Origin of the sequence: Qipengyuania sp. 902 (assembly GCF_051195295.1) — a bacterium.
GTDB lineage: Bacteria > Pseudomonadota > Alphaproteobacteria > Sphingomonadales > Sphingomonadaceae > Qipengyuania.
In genome coordinates this window covers 483,467-497,652 of the sequence record NZ_JBNJLJ010000003.1, presented here as the reverse complement: position 1 = coordinate 497,652, position 14,186 = coordinate 483,467, and the positions used below count along the sequence as shown (strand labels likewise).

Here is a 14,186-nt window from a genome sequence, read left to right as displayed (position 1 = left end):
GCTTCAATGGCATCGACGGAAACTTCGCCCCACGCGGCCCGCTATCCGGCGGGCGCGCAGGCATTCCCGCACCGCGACCTGATCGGCATCGGCCAGCTAGAGCGGCACGAAATCCTCTTCCTTCTCGACGAGGCGGAGCAGTGGGTGACGCTGAACCGCCAACCGACCAAGCATAACGACCTGCTGGCCGGGCTGACGGTCATCAATGCCTTCTTCGAGAACAGCACCCGCACGCTGCTGAGCTTCGAGATCGCAGGCAAGCGGCTGGGCGCGGATGTGGTCAACATGCACGCCGCGACCTCGAGCGTGAAAAAGGGCGAGACCCTGATCGATACGGCGATCACGCTGAACGCGATGCGCGCCGATGCGATCGTAATCCGCCATGGATCTAGCGGCGCGACGCAGCTGATCGCGGACAAGGTCGATTGTCCGGTGCTCAATGCGGGGGACGGGCAGCACGAGCATCCGACGCAAGGATTGCTCGATGCGCTGGCCCTGCGCCACGCCCTGCGCGAGCGGGGCGAGGCGGGGGACGACTTTACCGGCCTGGTCATCGTGATCTGCGGCGATATTCTCCATAGCCGGGTCGCGCGCTCCAACCTGCTGTGCTTGCAAGCGCTGGGCGCGACGGTGCGCCTGTGTGCGCCGCCGGCGCTGATGCCGACCGGGATCGAGGCGATGGGGGCCGAGGTCTACCACGATTTCGACGCTGCGCTGGACGGGGCGGACGTGGCGATGATGTTGCGGCTCCAGACAGAGCGGATGAGCGGCCAGTTCATTCCCTCGGCGCGCGAATATCATCATCTTTATGGCCTGACGAAACAGCGGCTGGCGAATGCCAAGCCCGATGCGCTGGTGATGCACCCGGGCCCGATGAACCGCGGGGTCGAGATCGACAGCGAGGTGGCCGACCTAATCGACCGCTCGATCATCACGCGGCAAGTGGAGATGGGCGTTGCCATCCGCATGGCCGCGCTCGACGTGCTGACCCGCCGCGGGCGCGGGGTCGAGGGCTGGGGAGCGGTGACATGAAGCAGGCGCGCCCCCTCACAATCACGAACGGACGGATAGCGACTCCGGACGGGATCGCGGATGGCGGCATCCGGCTGGTCGACGGCCTGATCGATGCAGTCGGCGATGTCGAAGCGCAGGACGGCGACGAAACCGTCGATGCGCGCGGCAGGTTGGTCGCGCCCGGGCTCGTCGACCTCGGCGTTTTCGCAATCGACAAGCCCGCGTTCCACTTCGGCGGGATCACCCGCGCGGCGCTGATGCCCGACCAGTCGCCGCCGCTCGATCTGCCGAGCCGGGTGTCCTATATCGCCAAGAGCGGCAAGCCCGACCTGTGGGTCCACCCGCTCGCAGCCGCGACACGTGATCTCGCAGGCTCCGAAATCGCCGAGATCGCCTTGATGCGCGAAGCGGGCGCGCGGGCCGTGGCTACCGGGCGGGGCTGGATCGCGGACTCCGGCGCGATGCTGCGCCTGCTGCAATATGCCGCCATGCTCGACATGGTCGTCATCGCCCATGCCGAGGATGCCGCGCTTGTCGGTAGCGGGGTGGCGACGTCCGGCGAAGTTGCCACCCGCCGCGGCCTGCCGAGTGCACCGCCGCAAGCCGAAGCCATCGCGATCGCGCGCGACCTCGCATTGGCCGAAATGGCCGGAGCGCGGCTGCATTTCCGGCAGGTGACCACGCGCGCAGGGCTGGAGCTGATCCGCACGGCCAAGGCGCGCGGAGCGGCGGTGACCTGCGGCGTGACGCCAGCGCACTTCATGCTGTCCGACCTGGCGACCGTCGATTTCCGCACCTTCGCCCGGCTCTCGCCGCCGCTGAGGAGTGAAGACGACCGGCAAGCCGTGCGCGAAGCGATTGCCGACGGTACGATCGACGTCATCGCCAGCGGGCACGATCCGCGTGGGCCGGAAGACAAGCGGCTGCCGTTCTCCGATGCCGAACCGGGCATGGCGGGGGCGGAAACCCTGCTCGCCATGACGCTGTCGCTGGTGCGCGACGAGGTGATCGACCTGCCGCGCGCCATCGCCATGTTGTGCACGGCCCCTGCGAGAATCCTCGGCGTCGAGGCTGGTGTCCTCGAAGCGGGCAAGGAAGCCGACATCGCGATCGTCGATATCGACAAACCGTGGATCATCCAAAGCGAGAAGATGGCAGCGACCGCCGGCAATACGCCGTTCGACGGTCAGCCGACGCAGGGCCGCGTGACCGCGCTCTACAAGGGCGGCGTGGACATCGAGCTGTAGCGTCTAAGAAAAAGCCCCGCCCGGATCGCTCCGGGCAGGGCTGGCGAAGTCTGATGGAGTGCGGTTGTTACCGCGAGGCGACCCGAACCCCGTCACGAACTACGTTCAGCGCGCCGGGAAGGGGAGACGATGCAGCGTAGGCGATGCAGCCTGCGCCCGAGCTCTTGACCGAGCGGCACATCGACTGGGCCGAGGCCTTGGCGAAACCGGCTGCCGCAACGCGGTAGTAGATCTTGCCGTTCACGCGGGCCTTGGTGATGACGCGTTCCGCATCGGACAGCTCCGGATGGCGGCTCTGGAAAACCTTCCACGCGGCCTGCGCATCGGACATCGAGAAATACGAGCCGAGCTGGATGTTGTAATCGCCGGATGCCATCGCGACCGGGGCAGCCTTGGCCGGAGCGGGTCTGGCCGCACGCGGTGCGGCAGCAGGCTTGGCGCGCTGCGAGACCGGAACCGACTGGACAACTTCGCGGCTGACGAAACGAGGGCCGCTCACGGTCTCGAGACCGGCATCGGCCAGTGCCGCTTCGCCGCTGTCTTCGAATTGCGCTTCGTCGGCATTCGGATCCATCGAGGGGATCGCGTTTACGGCGGGCAGTTCTCCCGCGAGCGCGAAATCGCTAGCCGCAGCAGCTTCGACCGGCTCGACCTGATCGGCGGACTCGACTGCCAACTGGCCATGTGCCGGGTGGTTGGCGAGCGCGAGCATGACCGGCTGGCCCGGATCTTCCACCGGCTGCACGCCAAGCAGGCGGGCAACCAGAACGGTCGGGTGTCTTGCGCTTGCAAGCTGGGCCCATTCCTGCAGGCGCTCGTTCAGCTTGTCGCCGGGGACGTCCTGCGAGGCGAGGATGCGGGCATTGCGCCAGTCGCCCGACAGAGCGAAGGCATAAGCGAGGTTCTGGCGAACCTTGGGCGTATTCTGCCCGCCGCGTAGCGCATTGTCGAGGATATGGACGCCCTGCTGCGGCTGCCCGGCGAGTGCCAGGGCAAGGCCGAAATCGGCCGGGTCGATCGCATTCTGGTGCTGGCGCAGCAGCTCGTGCGCGCCGGGGATGTCGCCGATTGCAGTCAACGCCAGCGAATAGCTGATGATCGTGCGCGGGGCCGTATCGCCGAGCTCGACGGCTTCGCCGAAAGTGGTCGCAGCCGAAGCGAAACGCCCCGATTTGAGATAGGCATTGGCGAGCAGCGTGCGCGTTTGCGCATCGCGCGGCGCGGCCAGAACGGCGGCTTCCGCATGCTCGATCGCCTCGCCCTGCTGGCCCTTCGCCAGCGCCTTTTCCGCCTTGGCGGCGGAATAGTTGTGCGAAGGGGCGACCTTGCCGGTGCAACCGGCCAGCGCGGTCGTGGCCAGCGCCGTGGTTACGGCTAGCCGAATGAACCGGGTGGTTTTGGCTTTGCTCTCGATGCTCATTGTCATTCCCCTGAAGGCGATCCCACGTCTTCGATCCGTTACTTTTCCGACTGCTGGACTTGGGCGGCGAGGCTCGCGATTTCCGGCATTTCGGCCAGCAGATCGTCCAGCGCGTCGGTCACCAGCTGCTGCGCACTGCGACCGCGAACGGTGCAGGCGAGGCGCAGCATCAGGTGCCGCTCGTGGTCGAGCCGCAGCGTGAAGGCTGCCCGCTTGCCGCGCGAAGCGGCAGATTTGCGAACGACCGGCTTGGCGTTGGCCGCGGCCGGCTTGTCCAGCTGGGCGGCGATCTTGCTCAGCGATTCGCGCACCTGGTTGGGTGCGGGCTGTGCATCGGTTTCGTTGGCCGCCTGTCGGAGCGCGATCGGCACGACTTTTTCTGCAGTCGGCTTTTCGGCCACGAGGGGCGTGCTGCTATCGTCACCCATGTCGTTCCAGCCGAGATCTTCCAGGTTGGCGGCGGCTTCCTTGCCGTCGACAGGGCCGGGGATCCCGGACTGCGGGCGCATGGCGGGCTTGGCAGCGCCCTTGCGCGCGAGGAGCGTCGGGGTGAGCGAGGCGAAATTGGCGTCAGACATCCGGCAGTCTCCGCCCAGGCGTTCTTACTGTGCCACCCGGCGGCCGAAGCCGCCAGCGGGGCGATGGGCACCGGGAACAGCGCTCTGCGTGTTCGGTGCGGCGAAGACCGTGCGGCGGAAGTTCTTCTCCAGCCGGTCGGCGATGTATTTCCACAGCGCGGTGACCTCGGCAGCCGAGCGGCTTTCGGGATCGACTTCCATCACCGTGCGGCCATCGATCATCGAGGCGGCGAAATCGGTGCGGTGGTGCAGGGTGATCGGGGCGACCGTGCCGTGCTGCGACAGCGCGACGGCGGCTTCCGAGGTGATCTTGGCTTTCGGCGTCGCGGCGTTGACCACGAAGACTAGCGGCTTGCCGGCCCGTTCGCACAGGTCGACCGTGGCACCAACGGCGCGCAGGTCGTGCGGGCTGGGGCGGGTCGGGACGACGATTAGCTCGGCGACCGAAATAACCGACTGGATGGCCATGGTGATGGCGGGCGGCGTGTCGAGCACGGCCAGCTTGAAACCCTGCTGGCGCAGGATGGCCAGATCGTTCGCCAGGCGAGCGACCGTGGTCTGCGCGAAAGCGGGATATTCGTCCTCGCGCTCGTTCCACCAGTCGGCGAGCGAGCCCTGCGGGTCGATATCGATCAGAACGACGGGCCCGGCGCCAGCGCGCTGGGCCTGTACGGCGAGATGTCCGGAGAGCGTGGTTTTACCCGATCCGCCCTTCTGCGATGCCAATGCCAGTACACGCAAGGCTTATCCCCCTGGTTTGAGCCTCTAGTCAATCAAGTGCCGCACCAAATGCGACTGTTCGAAAACGGAAATCGCAGACTACCCCTAATTTAGGGTTAACATCGGACGGATTTGGTCGCCGCTGCGAAAGCGGCATGCCGCGCAACGCTTTGCTAACGGTCGATTTACTATAGGGTGGGGCCGACTGCCGCAGATGTGCGGTCGACAGTGCCGAGGACGGAACGGATGATCGGAAAAACCAAAAACGTGGGCATGGCGCTTTGCGCTGCCATCGCGGCAGGTCTCGCCGTGCCCGCGTCGGCCGATGTGAAGGACGGCGTCGATGCCTGGAGCCGCGGCGATTATGCCGCCGCCGTGCGCGAATGGGTGGCTCCGGCGCAGGCAGGCGATGCCGACGCGCAATTCAACCTAGCGCAGGCCTATCGGCTGGGACGCGGGGTCGATACCGACCTGGCGCAGGCGGAGGCGCTTTACGCTCGTGCTGCAGCGCAGGGCCATGTGCAAGCAGCGGACAATTACGGGCTGCTTCTGTTCCAGCGCGAGCAGCGCGACCAAGCGCTTCCCTATATAGAAGCCGCAGCGACACGCGGCGATCCGCGCGCGCAGTACATATTGGGCATCGCTCACTTCAACGGGGACCTCGTGGCGAAGAACTGGCAGCGGGCCTATGCCCTGCTGACCCTCGCCAATTCGACAGGGCTGCCGCAGGCCAAAGGCGCCCTCGCGCAGATGGACGAGTATATTCCGCTGGCCGACAGGCAGGCGGCGCAGGTGTTGGCGGCGCAGCTGAAGTCCGAAGCCGAGGCGGCGCGGGCGCGGGAGCTGGCCGCGGTCGATCTGGCGGTCGGCACTCCCGAATCGGCTACTCCTTCTACGCCAGCCGCTCGCCCGGCACCGGCACGCGAAACGCGCGGCGCGGATTTCGCCCAAGCGAGGCAGCCGGTCACAGTCGCGCGGGCCGAGCCCACCGTTGGCGCGGCGCCGACAGCGCCAGCGCCTGCAGCCGCGCAGTCGCCGCAGGCCAACCGTTCGCAAGGTCCTTGGAAGCTGCAGATCGGTGCCTTCGGGGTGGCGGGAAATGCCGACAGGCTATGGGAGAAGGTCTCGCAAACTCCCGCACTTGCCGGACGTGCCAAGCTGAAAGAACCGGCGGGACGACTTACCAAGCTTCTCGCCGGCGGGTTCGAATCGCGCGATGCGGCAACTTTTGCCTGCGCGCAGCTGAAGCGCGGCGGATACGAGTGTCTCGTGACACGCTGATCCCCGGACTAGATCACCTGCCCGCTTTCCCTTTTCGCGCCCGCCGCTAGGTAGGGCGGTGGACAGGGAGCACGACGTGACAGAGCAGGCAGACCAGGCGACATCGGAGCAGGCCAGGCCCACCGGTGGCGCGAACCGTATCGCGAGCCTCGATTTCATTCGCGGGCTGGCGGTGATGGGCATCCTCGCCGCCAATATCGTCGCCTTCGGCCAGCCGATGACGGCCTATATGTATCCCGACGCCTTCATCGTGCCGCACAGCGCGGCGGAGGACTGGATGTGGGTCGTCCAGTTCGTCCTCATCGACAGCAAGATGCGCGGTCTGTTCACCCTGCTGTTCGGAGCCGGCATGGTGCTGTTCCTAGAACGTGCGACTGCGCGCGGACAGGGCCGGTGGCTTCAGGTCCGGCGCCTGTTCTGGCTCGGCATGATCGGACTGGTGCATTTCTTCTTCATCTGGCGCGGCGACATCCTGTTCCTTTACGCCTGCGCGGGCCTCGCTGCCCTGCTGTTCGTCGGTCTCTCACGTCGTAAGCTGCTGGTGCTCGGCCTCATCGGCTATTTCGGCGGCGCGCTGTTCTACACCGGCATTCTCGGTTTCCTGCCGATGATGGAACACTCGCAAGAGGCGGCCTTCGCCGAAATGGCCGAGGATCTCGAAAGCGAAAAGCAGGCCGACTTGGCCGACGGGCGCTACGAGACTCAGTTGATCGGCGATGGCGACTACGGCGCCTGGGTAAATCACAACATCACCGAGCACGGGCCCGAGATCGGGTTCGTCCTGATGCTGTTCTGGTTCGAGACGCTGCCGCTCATGCTCGTCGGCATGGCCGCCTTTCGTTACGGTCTGTTCGATGGCGGAGTCGATCCGGGGCGGCAACGCAAATGGGGCTGGGGGCTATGGATCGTCGGCACAGCGCTGACCATTCCGGTGGCGCTGTGGGCGAAGGACGGCGGGCTGACCTATTACGGCACGCTCGCCGCGATGAGCGCCTGGTCGATGGTGCCGCGGCTGTTCGCGATCCTCGGCCTGCTCGCATTGCTGGCGCTATGGGGGCAACACGTCGCCGGAGCGCTCGCGCAAAGGGTATCGGCTGCCGGGCGGGCGGCCTTCACCAATTACCTCGGGACCTCGGTGCTGATGATGCTGGTCTTCCATGGCTGGGCGGGCGGGCTGTTCGGCCAGCTCGGACGGACGGAGCTCTATCTCGTCGCTATTGCGACATGGGCGATCATGTTGATTTGGTCCAAGCCCTGGCTTGAGCGCTTCCGCTTCGGCCCGCTCGAATGGCTATGGCGCTGCCTGACCTACTGGCGGCTATTCCCATTGCGGAGGTAATTGCAGCTCGGGCTTGCTATTGAGAATGACTCTCACTACACCTGCTCTTGCGAATCAATCGCAAGGGATCCGCGCCTATGTACATCTGCATTTGCAACGCCATTCGGGAGAGCGAGCTGCGACGCAAGGCGCTCCACGTCTCGGGCGATGCGGAGGCGTGCTATGCGGCCATGGGCAAGCAGCCCAACTGCGGCCAGTGCCTGGTCGAGGCAGATGCCATCGTCGAGGAAGAGCGCGAGCTGGGCTTCGTACCCGCCGCCGCCTGAATTTCCGCTACTGAAAATCGCTTGCAACTGGCGGAATTCCGCCAGTTTTTCCACTGCGTCCTCTTGCCAATTCCTGCCTTATGGGAGCATAGGATTGCGGTCCCCCGCAACAGGAGCAGGCGCGTGCAAGGCGATCCCAAGGTCATCGAATTCCTCAACAAGGCGCTGACCAACGAGCTGACGGCGATCAACCAGTACTGGCTGCATTATCGCGTGCTGGCCGATTGGGGCGTGCACAAGCTGGCCGAATACGAGCGCCATGAATCGATCGACGAGATGAAGCATGCCGACATCCTCGCCGAGCGGATCCTGTTCCTGAACGGGCTTCCGAATTTCCAGGCGATCCACAAGCTCAAGGTCGGCGAGACGGTCGAGGAAATCCTCAAGGCCGACCTCGCGATGGAGATGGAGGCGATCCCCCTGCTCAAGGAAGCGGCCGAGCATTGCCAGAGCGTGCGCGATTTCACCTCGGGCCAGATTTTCGAAACCATCCTCGCCAGCGAGGAAGAGCATGTTGACTTCCTCGAAACGCAATTCGACATGATCGCCCGGATGGGGCTTGAAAATTACGTCCAGTTACAGAGCAAGCCAGCGGGCGATGGCGAGGCTGGCTGAGCAGCGCTCAACGGCAGCCGACTTCCCAGAACGTCGCATGCGGTCCGCCATGCTTGATCAGCCGCGCAAGGCGCCGTTCGCCCTCCCACAGCTCGGCCGAGCCCTCTGCAAGATTGATATCGGTCACCAGCAAGGCAGTCCCGAGGTCCAGCGTGTCGAGCCTCACGTGATGCAGTTCCCGCTCTCCGCGTGACAGGATCGCGATCTGGATACGGTGCATGGCGTCTCTCCTCGGTTGGAGATCGCGTGTTGCGCCGCGTAAGATGAACGCCGGATAACCGCTTTTAGCTCGCCGTGCCGTAGCGTCACTTGGCCGAGATCGGTCCGGAAATCGCGATCAGTCGCCGCGCAAGTGCCGCTTCATACGCTCGCGATTGCGCTTTGCTGCGGTTTGCGTCTCGAGCAGGAAACTGGCGAGGCCCGCAACGAGCAGGCCCATCGTCACGATCCACGTAAACGCCACTATCGTCCCCAAGGGCGCATAGACGAAGGCGCTGACGAACAGCAGCGCGATCACGATGCTGATAGTAAGGGCCGACGCGGTGCTGAGCATCACGGCGCGCTGGGCCAGGATGCGGCGGCGTTCCAGCGCTGGCAGTTCGTCGAGCAGGATACCAGCACGACCTTCCTCGTCGGCGGCCACGATCTTCTCGATCTTGTTGGCGACCCAGATCAGCCGGTTCGTCATAACGTTCATGATGGCCCCGATCCCGGCGAGCAGGAAGGCAGGGGCGAGGCTAAGCTGTACCACCTGCTGCACCCGCAGCGTGGAGCTGGTCCGTTCGATCAGTTCGAGCCCGGGCAGGCTGGCTAGCAGGTCGAGCAGCATCACCGCTCCCCGCTGTAGTTTCCGCCCCCGCCCTTGTTGGCGTTGTAGGGATTTTTCGGGCTCTTCAGCACCACCCGCACCGGCACGGCTTCGAAGCCGAGCTTGTCGCGAATTCCGTTGATCAGATAGCGCTCGTAGCTCTTGGGAAGCGCCTCCAGCCGCGTGCCGAACACGACGAACCGCGGCGGCCGGATGCTCGCCTGCGTGATGTAACGCAGCTTGATCCGCCGACCCTTGGGCGCGGGCGGCGGGTTGGCCTCAAGTGCATCGTCGAACCAGCGGTTGAGCGCGGCTGTCGGCACGCGGCGGCTCCATGCCTCGCGCAGCTCGAACGCCGCGCCGAGCATCTGGTCGAGCCCCTTGCCGGTCTTTGCGCTGACCGCGAACAAGGGCACGCCGCGCACCTGCGCCAGCCCTTCGTTCAGCGCTTCGCGGATACCGTTGAACAGGCTGCTGGCGTTATCCGCCACGTCCCATTTGTTGATCGCGATCATCAGCGCGCGGCCTTCCTCGAGCACGAGGTTGGCGATCTTGAGGTCCTGCGCCTCCAGCCCGCGCGTCGCATCGAGAAGCAGGACGACGACTTCGGCGAAATCCACCGCGCGGCGGGCATCGGCGACGGACAGCTTCTCCAGCTTGTCGGTGACCTGCGCCTTCTTGCGCATGCCGGCGGTGTCGATCAGCTTGATTTCGCGCGCCTCACCGCTTTTCGGATCAGTCCATTCCCAGTCGATCGCGATGGAATCCCGCGTGATCCCGGCTTCCGGACCGGTCAGCAGGCGGTCTTCGCCAAGCAGCCGGTTGATCAGCGTGGATTTGCCTGCATTGGGGCGACCGACGATGGCGAGTTGGAGGGGACCTGCGAGGAGCGCCTCCTCGTCTTCCTCGACGATCTCGGCTTCGATCTCCGCCGCCTCGGCCTTGGCGCCGATGATCGGCCAGAGGTGATCGAACAGGTCGGCGATGCCTTCGCCATGCTCCGCGCTGACTGCGGCTGGTTCGCCGAAGCCGAGCGAGAAGCTTTCATAGATGCCCGCGTCGCCCTGCTTGCCTTCCGCCTTGTTGGCCACCAGCACCACCGGCACTTTCTGGCTGCGCAGCCAGCGGGCGATCTCCTCGTCGAGCGGGGTCAGGCCGACACGCGAATCGAATACGAACATCGCCGCGTCCGCGCCTTCCAGGCTGACTTCGGTCTGTTTGCGCATCCGGCCCGGCAGGCTATCGGGATCTTCGTCCTCCCAGCCGGCGGTATCGACGATCTGGAACTCCAGCCCGGCAATCTCCGCCTCGCCAAAGCGGCGGTCACGCGTGACGCCGGGCTGGTCGTCGACGAGCGCCAGCCGCTTGCCGACGAGCCGGTTGAACAGCGTCGACTTGCCGACATTCGGGCGGCCGATGATGATCACCGTGGGCTTGGATGGGGATGCGCGCATGATGGCGCGGCAAGTGGCCCTTTAGCTGCCGCATTGCAAGCGGATGTGCGCGGGCGGGTTAATTCCCGTTAACCATGTCGGGCAGGCGTGCCGTAAGGTTAAGGGGTTAGGCACTACGGCCATGAAACGCGCTCTTACCGCCATGGCCGCGCTCGGCCTCTCCGCTCCGGCTCTCGCCGACGACAGCCGGGATTTCCGCGTCGATAGCGACTTCTCGTCCTCAGCGAGCGAGCTTGCGCCCTACCTTCAATGCGTGCCCTATGCCCGCAAGGTCAGCGGCATCGAGATCTACGGCGACGCGCATACGTGGTGGGACCAGGCGCAAGGTCGCTATGCTACCGGATCGACACCGCGCGTCGGCGCCGTCATGGCGTTCAAACCGCATCGCAGCATGCGCCTCGGCCATGTTGCCGCGGTCAGCAAGGTGGTGGATTCGCGCCGCGTACTGCTCGACCATGCCAACTGGTCGCCGATCGACGGGCGGCGCGGCCAGGTCGAGAAAGACGTGCTGGCGGTTGACGTGTCGCCGGCCAACGACTGGAGCGAGGTGCAGGTGTGGTATGCGCCGCTCGGCGCAGTCGGAAAGACCGCATGGCCGGTCGAAGGATTTATCTATGCCGACGGGGTCGCGCAGAAGCGTGTGCAGCTCGCCCAATCCGGGAAGCCGGCGCGCAAGAAAAGCTCAAAGCGCTTCCTCAGCGCCTTCGCCGACTTTCGCTGATCAACCGGCCTTTGCGACCGGTGCGTCCTCGCCGAGGTCCTCGTACCAGGCTTCGACCGGGCCGTTGAGCTTGAGGGTGAGCGGATTGCCCTTGCGATCCATCGTTTTGCCGGCCTGAACGCGTACCCAACCTTCCGAGATCGAATATTCCTCGATGTCGGTGCGCTGCTTGCCCTTGAACCGGATGCCGACGCCGCGCTGCAGCACTTCGGTGCTGAAATATTCGCTTTTCGGATTGACCGAGAGGCGGTCGGGCGGGGTGTCGTTTGTCGTATCGTCGCTCATGACGCGCGCCGATAATGCGCCCCGCGCCGACCCGCAAGATCAATCGGGCGGAGGAGGCGTTTCGATCGGTCCGCGACCGGGGTTATCGTAATCGGGCGAAACCGGCTCGACACCCGGTGGCTCTTCCATCGGAGCCTCGTTCGGCGGGCTGTCGGGCGGCATCTCCTGCGGCGCACCGGGATCAATCGTGTCGGGCGAGGGGTCGGGTTGCGTTGCCATTGTCGGTCTCCTTCAATCCGGCGGGAGCAGGGTTTCCGAGCGCGAGACATCCAGCCCCTGCTCGCCCTTGCCGTCGCGCCCGCCGTCCATGGCAGGCTCGAGCGCTTTTTCGGGTTCGATATCGATTTCGTCAGGCGTATCGCGATGGTCGAGTGTTTCGCCTTCCGCTTCGCCGTCTGCCTCCATCTCGGCAGATGGTTTCGGCTTCACGTCAGGATTGACGACCGGGGGTGTCGTCGGCGGTACATGGGGTGTTTCGTAGTCGGCCATGGGGATGGCTCCTTTCGCTTCCAACAACGGCTCGCCGCCGCTCCGCGTTCCCCCATCCGTCGCCACGCTTGCGCTTGTCGTCGCATCGCTCTAGAGGCACGCGCCTACACGTGGAGGGCCCGCCCCTTCGCGCGGCATCGTTCGGGTTAGCGGGCGTGGCGGAACTGGTAGACGCGCTGGTTTTAGGTACCAGTATCGAAAGATGTGGGGGTTCGAGTCCCTTCGCCCGCACCAGTGCCGCCCCGGCGTGAAGCCCCGTCATCACTATCGCATTTTCGAAAGTCACGAGTTTCAACCATGCAGATCAAAGAAACCGCCAATGAAGGCCTGAAGCGCGCCTATGCCGTCACCATCCCGGCAAAGGACATCGACGAGCGCGTCGGCAGCGAAGTGAAGAAGATCGCCCCGCAGGTCCGCATGCCCGGTTTCCGCCCCGGCAAGGTGCCAGCGAACCTCGTGCGCAAAATGCATGGCGAACAGCTTCACGCGCAGGCGGTCAACGACATGATCCGCGAATCGGTCGACAAGGTGATGGCCGACAACAAGCTGCGCCCTGCCATGCAGCCCAAGGTCGAATTCGGCGAAGGCTACGAGGAAGGCAAGGACGCCGAACTCACGGTCGAACTGGAAATCCTGCCCGAGATCGACGCGCCCGAGATCAAGGATCTCGAGCTTGAGCGCCTGACCGTTCCGGTGAAGGACGAGGCGGTCGACGAAGCCGTCCAGAACATCGCCGACCAGAACAAGAGCTACAAGGACGCCGCCAAGACCAAGAAGGCGGCCGAAGGCGACCAGCTAATCATCGATTTCGTGGGCCGCGTGGACGGCACCGAATTCGAAGGCGGCAAGGCGGAGAACACCCCGCTGGTGATCGGCTCGGGCCAGTTCATCCCCGGCTTCGAAGAGCAGCTGACTGGCGTGAAGACCGGCGACGAGAAGACCATCACCGTGACTTTCCCGGACGACTATCCGGCAGAACATCTCGCCGGCAAGGAAGCGGAGTTCGACGTCACCGTGCAGCAGGTGAAGGTCGCGACCGAGACCAAGGTCGACGACGAGTTCGCCAAGAACCTGGGCCTCGACAGCATCGACAAGCTGAAGGAACTGGTCCGCGGCCAGCTGGAACAGGAAACCTCCGGCCTGACCCGCACTCAGATGAAGCGCCAGCTGCTCGACAAGCTGGCTGCCGGTCACGACTTCGCCGTGCCGCAAGGTATGGTCGATGCGGAATTCGACCAGATCTGGGCCCAGCTGCAGCAGGAAGCCGCGCAGTCCGAAGATCCCGAAGCCATGCTGAAGGAAATCGAGGACGAGAAGGACGATTACCGCAAGATCGCCGAACGCCGCGTGCGCCTCGGCCTGCTGCTGTCGGAAATCGGCCAGGCGAACGGCGTGGAAGTCAACGCCAACGAAATGCAGATGCTGATCCAGCAGGCTGCCCAGCAGTACCGCGCGGAAGATCGCGAGCGGTTCATGGAATATGTCCGCACCGAGCCGATGGCCGCCGCCCAGCTGCGCGCCCCGCTCTATGAAGACAAGGTCGTCGACTTCCTGTTCGATAAAGCCGAGATCACCGACCGCGAAGTGACGCGCGAGGAACTCGAAGCCGCAATCGAGGCCGAGGACACCACCGACGAGAAGCCCAAGAAGAAGGCTGCGGCCAAGAAGAAGGCCCCAGCGAAGAAGGCTGCCGCGAAGAAGGACGACGCCAAGTCGGACGAGAAGGCTACCGACACAAAGCCTGCAGCGAAGAAGGCTCCGGCCAAGAAAGCCACTGCGAAGAAGGCGGACGACAAGAAGCCCGCCGCCAAGAAGGCCCCGGCCAAGAAAGCTGCCGACAAGAAGCTGGCCGCGAAGAAGGCACCGGCGAAGAAGGCTGCTGCAAAGAAATAAGCCTTACGGTAGCATACAGAATCGCAAAGGGCGGCCGGATCGAATCCGGTCACCCT

Annotated in this window: 17 protein-coding genes and 1 tRNA gene; 9 read left to right on the top strand and 9 right to left on the bottom strand. The window is 64.9% G+C overall.

Annotation, left to right across the window (positions count from 1 at the left end; all coding sequences use genetic code 11):
- Positions 1-6 precede the first annotated feature (6 nt).
- Entirely contained in the window at positions 7-1,032 is a 1,026-nt protein-coding gene (locus tag ACSH0F_RS12080; protein ID WP_435203091.1) for an aspartate carbamoyltransferase catalytic subunit, read from the top strand.
- A complete protein-coding gene (locus ACSH0F_RS12075; RefSeq protein WP_435203089.1) occupies positions 1,029-2,261 on the top strand; it encodes a dihydroorotase in 1,233 nt (410 codons plus the stop codon). Before ACSH0F_RS12080 ends, ACSH0F_RS12075 begins: the two co-directional genes overlap by 4 nt.
- A 67-nt stretch (positions 2,262-2,328) precedes the next feature.
- Here ACSH0F_RS12075 and ACSH0F_RS12070 read toward each other — a convergent pair whose 3' ends face one another.
- The 3 genes from ACSH0F_RS12070 to ACSH0F_RS12060 are packed head-to-tail and all read right to left on the bottom strand — an operon-like array spanning position 2,329 to position 5,000.
- Complete coding sequence (locus tag ACSH0F_RS12070; protein WP_435203087.1) at positions 2,329-3,681, bottom strand: SPOR domain-containing protein; 1,353 nt, start codon at positions 3,679-3,681, stop codon at positions 2,329-2,331.
- 38 nt (positions 3,682-3,719) lie between these two features.
- Complete coding sequence (locus tag ACSH0F_RS12065) at positions 3,720-4,259, bottom strand: hypothetical protein (RefSeq protein ID WP_435203085.1); 540 nt, start codon at positions 4,257-4,259, stop codon at positions 3,720-3,722.
- Positions 4,260-4,283: 24 nt separating this feature from the next.
- Complete coding sequence (locus tag ACSH0F_RS12060) at positions 4,284-5,000, bottom strand: ParA family protein (protein ID WP_219955639.1); 717 nt, start codon at positions 4,998-5,000, stop codon at positions 4,284-4,286.
- A gap of 225 nt (positions 5,001-5,225) precedes the next feature.
- On the opposite strand from ACSH0F_RS12060, the gene ACSH0F_RS12055 reads away from it, so the two are divergent.
- The 4 genes from ACSH0F_RS12055 to bfr all read left to right on the top strand — a co-directional run bounded on the left by ACSH0F_RS12055 (position 5,226) and on the right by bfr (position 8,480).
- The gene (locus ACSH0F_RS12055) at positions 5,226-6,260 is read left to right on the top strand and encodes an SPOR domain-containing protein (protein WP_435203083.1); all 1,035 of its coding nucleotides are present in this window, start codon (positions 5,226-5,228) and stop codon (positions 6,258-6,260) included.
- Between the two features lie 76 nt (positions 6,261-6,336).
- Positions 6,337-7,599 carry a DUF418 domain-containing protein gene (locus tag ACSH0F_RS12050; RefSeq protein WP_435203081.1) on the top strand — a complete coding sequence of 421 codons (1,263 nt, stop codon included), beginning with the start codon at positions 6,337-6,339 and terminating at the stop codon, positions 7,597-7,599.
- Positions 7,600-7,676: 77 nt separating this feature from the next.
- Positions 7,677-7,865, top strand: coding sequence for a (2Fe-2S)-binding protein (locus tag ACSH0F_RS12045; protein ID WP_435203079.1), 189 nt, complete (start codon positions 7,677-7,679; stop codon positions 7,863-7,865).
- 123 nt (positions 7,866-7,988) lie between these two features.
- On the top strand, positions 7,989-8,480 hold the full coding sequence (gene bfr, locus ACSH0F_RS12040) for a bacterioferritin (RefSeq protein WP_435203077.1): 492 nt from the start codon (positions 7,989-7,991) through the stop codon (positions 8,478-8,480).
- Between the two features lie 7 nt (positions 8,481-8,487).
- Here the strand turns inward: bfr and ACSH0F_RS12035 are convergent, their stop codons facing one another.
- The 3 genes from ACSH0F_RS12035 to der all read right to left on the bottom strand — a co-directional run bounded on the left by ACSH0F_RS12035 (position 8,488) and on the right by der (position 10,742).
- Entirely contained in the window at positions 8,488-8,700 is a 213-nt protein-coding gene (locus tag ACSH0F_RS12035) for a hypothetical protein (protein ID WP_435203075.1), read from the bottom strand.
- 117 nt (positions 8,701-8,817) lie between these two features.
- On the bottom strand, positions 8,818-9,309 hold the full coding sequence (locus ACSH0F_RS12030; protein WP_305931846.1) for a DUF2721 domain-containing protein: 492 nt from the start codon (positions 9,307-9,309) through the stop codon (positions 8,818-8,820).
- Entirely contained in the window at positions 9,309-10,742 is a 1,434-nt protein-coding gene (gene der, locus ACSH0F_RS12025) for a ribosome biogenesis GTPase Der (protein ID WP_435203072.1), read from the bottom strand. Before der ends, ACSH0F_RS12030 begins: the two co-directional genes overlap by 1 nt.
- Before the next feature lie 121 nt (positions 10,743-10,863).
- Between der and ACSH0F_RS12020 the strand changes: the two genes are divergently transcribed.
- Positions 10,864-11,463 carry a CHAP domain-containing protein gene (locus tag ACSH0F_RS12020; RefSeq protein ID WP_435203070.1) on the top strand — a complete coding sequence of 200 codons (600 nt, stop codon included), beginning with the start codon at positions 10,864-10,866 and terminating at the stop codon, positions 11,461-11,463.
- On the opposite strand, the gene ACSH0F_RS12015 is transcribed toward ACSH0F_RS12020, so the two are convergent.
- Genes ACSH0F_RS12015 through ACSH0F_RS12005 form a run of 3 tightly spaced genes read right to left on the bottom strand, consistent with a single transcriptional unit; the run spans position 11,464 to position 12,237 of the window.
- Complete coding sequence (locus ACSH0F_RS12015; protein ID WP_435203068.1) at positions 11,464-11,748, bottom strand: DUF3297 family protein; 285 nt, start codon at positions 11,746-11,748, stop codon at positions 11,464-11,466.
- A 39-nt stretch (positions 11,749-11,787) separates the two neighbouring features.
- Positions 11,788-11,967 carry a hypothetical protein gene (locus tag ACSH0F_RS12010; RefSeq protein ID WP_305931849.1) on the bottom strand — a complete coding sequence of 60 codons (180 nt, stop codon included), beginning with the start codon at positions 11,965-11,967 and terminating at the stop codon, positions 11,788-11,790.
- 12 nt (positions 11,968-11,979) lie between these two features.
- Complete coding sequence (locus tag ACSH0F_RS12005) at positions 11,980-12,237, bottom strand: hypothetical protein (RefSeq protein WP_435203066.1); 258 nt, start codon at positions 12,235-12,237, stop codon at positions 11,980-11,982.
- 149 nt (positions 12,238-12,386) lie between these two features.
- Between ACSH0F_RS12005 and ACSH0F_RS12000 the strand changes: the two genes are divergently transcribed.
- A tRNA-Leu gene (locus ACSH0F_RS12000) sits at positions 12,387-12,471 on the top strand.
- 63 nt (positions 12,472-12,534) lie between these two features.
- Complete coding sequence (tig, locus tag ACSH0F_RS11995; RefSeq protein WP_435203064.1) at positions 12,535-14,130, top strand: trigger factor; 1,596 nt, start codon at positions 12,535-12,537, stop codon at positions 14,128-14,130.
- Positions 14,131-14,186 lie beyond the last annotated feature (56 nt).

What these genes read in the sequence shown, in the direction of transcription:
- ACSH0F_RS12080 (WP_435203091.1), top strand. Translation starts at nt 7, where the DNA reads ATGGCATCGACGGAAACTTCGCCCCACGCGGCCCGCTATCCGGCGGGC.
- ACSH0F_RS12075 (WP_435203089.1), top strand. Translation starts at nt 1,029, where the DNA reads ATGAAGCAGGCGCGCCCCCTCACAATCACGAACGGACGGATAGCGACT.
- ACSH0F_RS12070 (WP_435203087.1), bottom strand. Translation starts at nt 3,681, where the DNA reads ATGAGCATCGAGAGCAAAGCCAAAACCACCCGGTTCATTCGGCTAGCC.
- ACSH0F_RS12065 (WP_435203085.1), bottom strand. Translation starts at nt 4,259, where the DNA reads ATGTCTGACGCCAATTTCGCCTCGCTCACCCCGACGCTCCTCGCGCGC.
- ACSH0F_RS12055 (WP_435203083.1), top strand. Translation starts at nt 5,226, where the DNA reads ATGATCGGAAAAACCAAAAACGTGGGCATGGCGCTTTGCGCTGCCATC.
- ACSH0F_RS12045 (WP_435203079.1), top strand. Translation starts at nt 7,677, where the DNA reads ATGTACATCTGCATTTGCAACGCCATTCGGGAGAGCGAGCTGCGACGC.
- ACSH0F_RS12035 (WP_435203075.1), bottom strand. Translation starts at nt 8,700, where the DNA reads ATGCACCGTATCCAGATCGCGATCCTGTCACGCGGAGAGCGGGAACTG.
- ACSH0F_RS12030 (WP_305931846.1), bottom strand. Translation starts at nt 9,309, where the DNA reads ATGCTGCTCGACCTGCTAGCCAGCCTGCCCGGGCTCGAACTGATCGAA.
- der (WP_435203072.1), bottom strand. Translation starts at nt 10,742, where the DNA reads ATGCGCGCATCCCCATCCAAGCCCACGGTGATCATCATCGGCCGCCCG.
- ACSH0F_RS12020 (WP_435203070.1), top strand. Translation starts at nt 10,864, where the DNA reads ATGAAACGCGCTCTTACCGCCATGGCCGCGCTCGGCCTCTCCGCTCCG.
- ACSH0F_RS12015 (WP_435203068.1), bottom strand. Translation starts at nt 11,748, where the DNA reads ATGAGCGACGATACGACAAACGACACCCCGCCCGACCGCCTCTCGGTC.
- ACSH0F_RS12010 (WP_305931849.1), bottom strand. Translation starts at nt 11,967, where the DNA reads ATGGCAACGCAACCCGACCCCTCGCCCGACACGATTGATCCCGGTGCG.
- ACSH0F_RS12005 (WP_435203066.1), bottom strand. Translation starts at nt 12,237, where the DNA reads ATGGCCGACTACGAAACACCCCATGTACCGCCGACGACACCCCCGGTC.
- tig (WP_435203064.1), top strand. Translation starts at nt 12,535, where the DNA reads ATGCAGATCAAAGAAACCGCCAATGAAGGCCTGAAGCGCGCCTATGCC.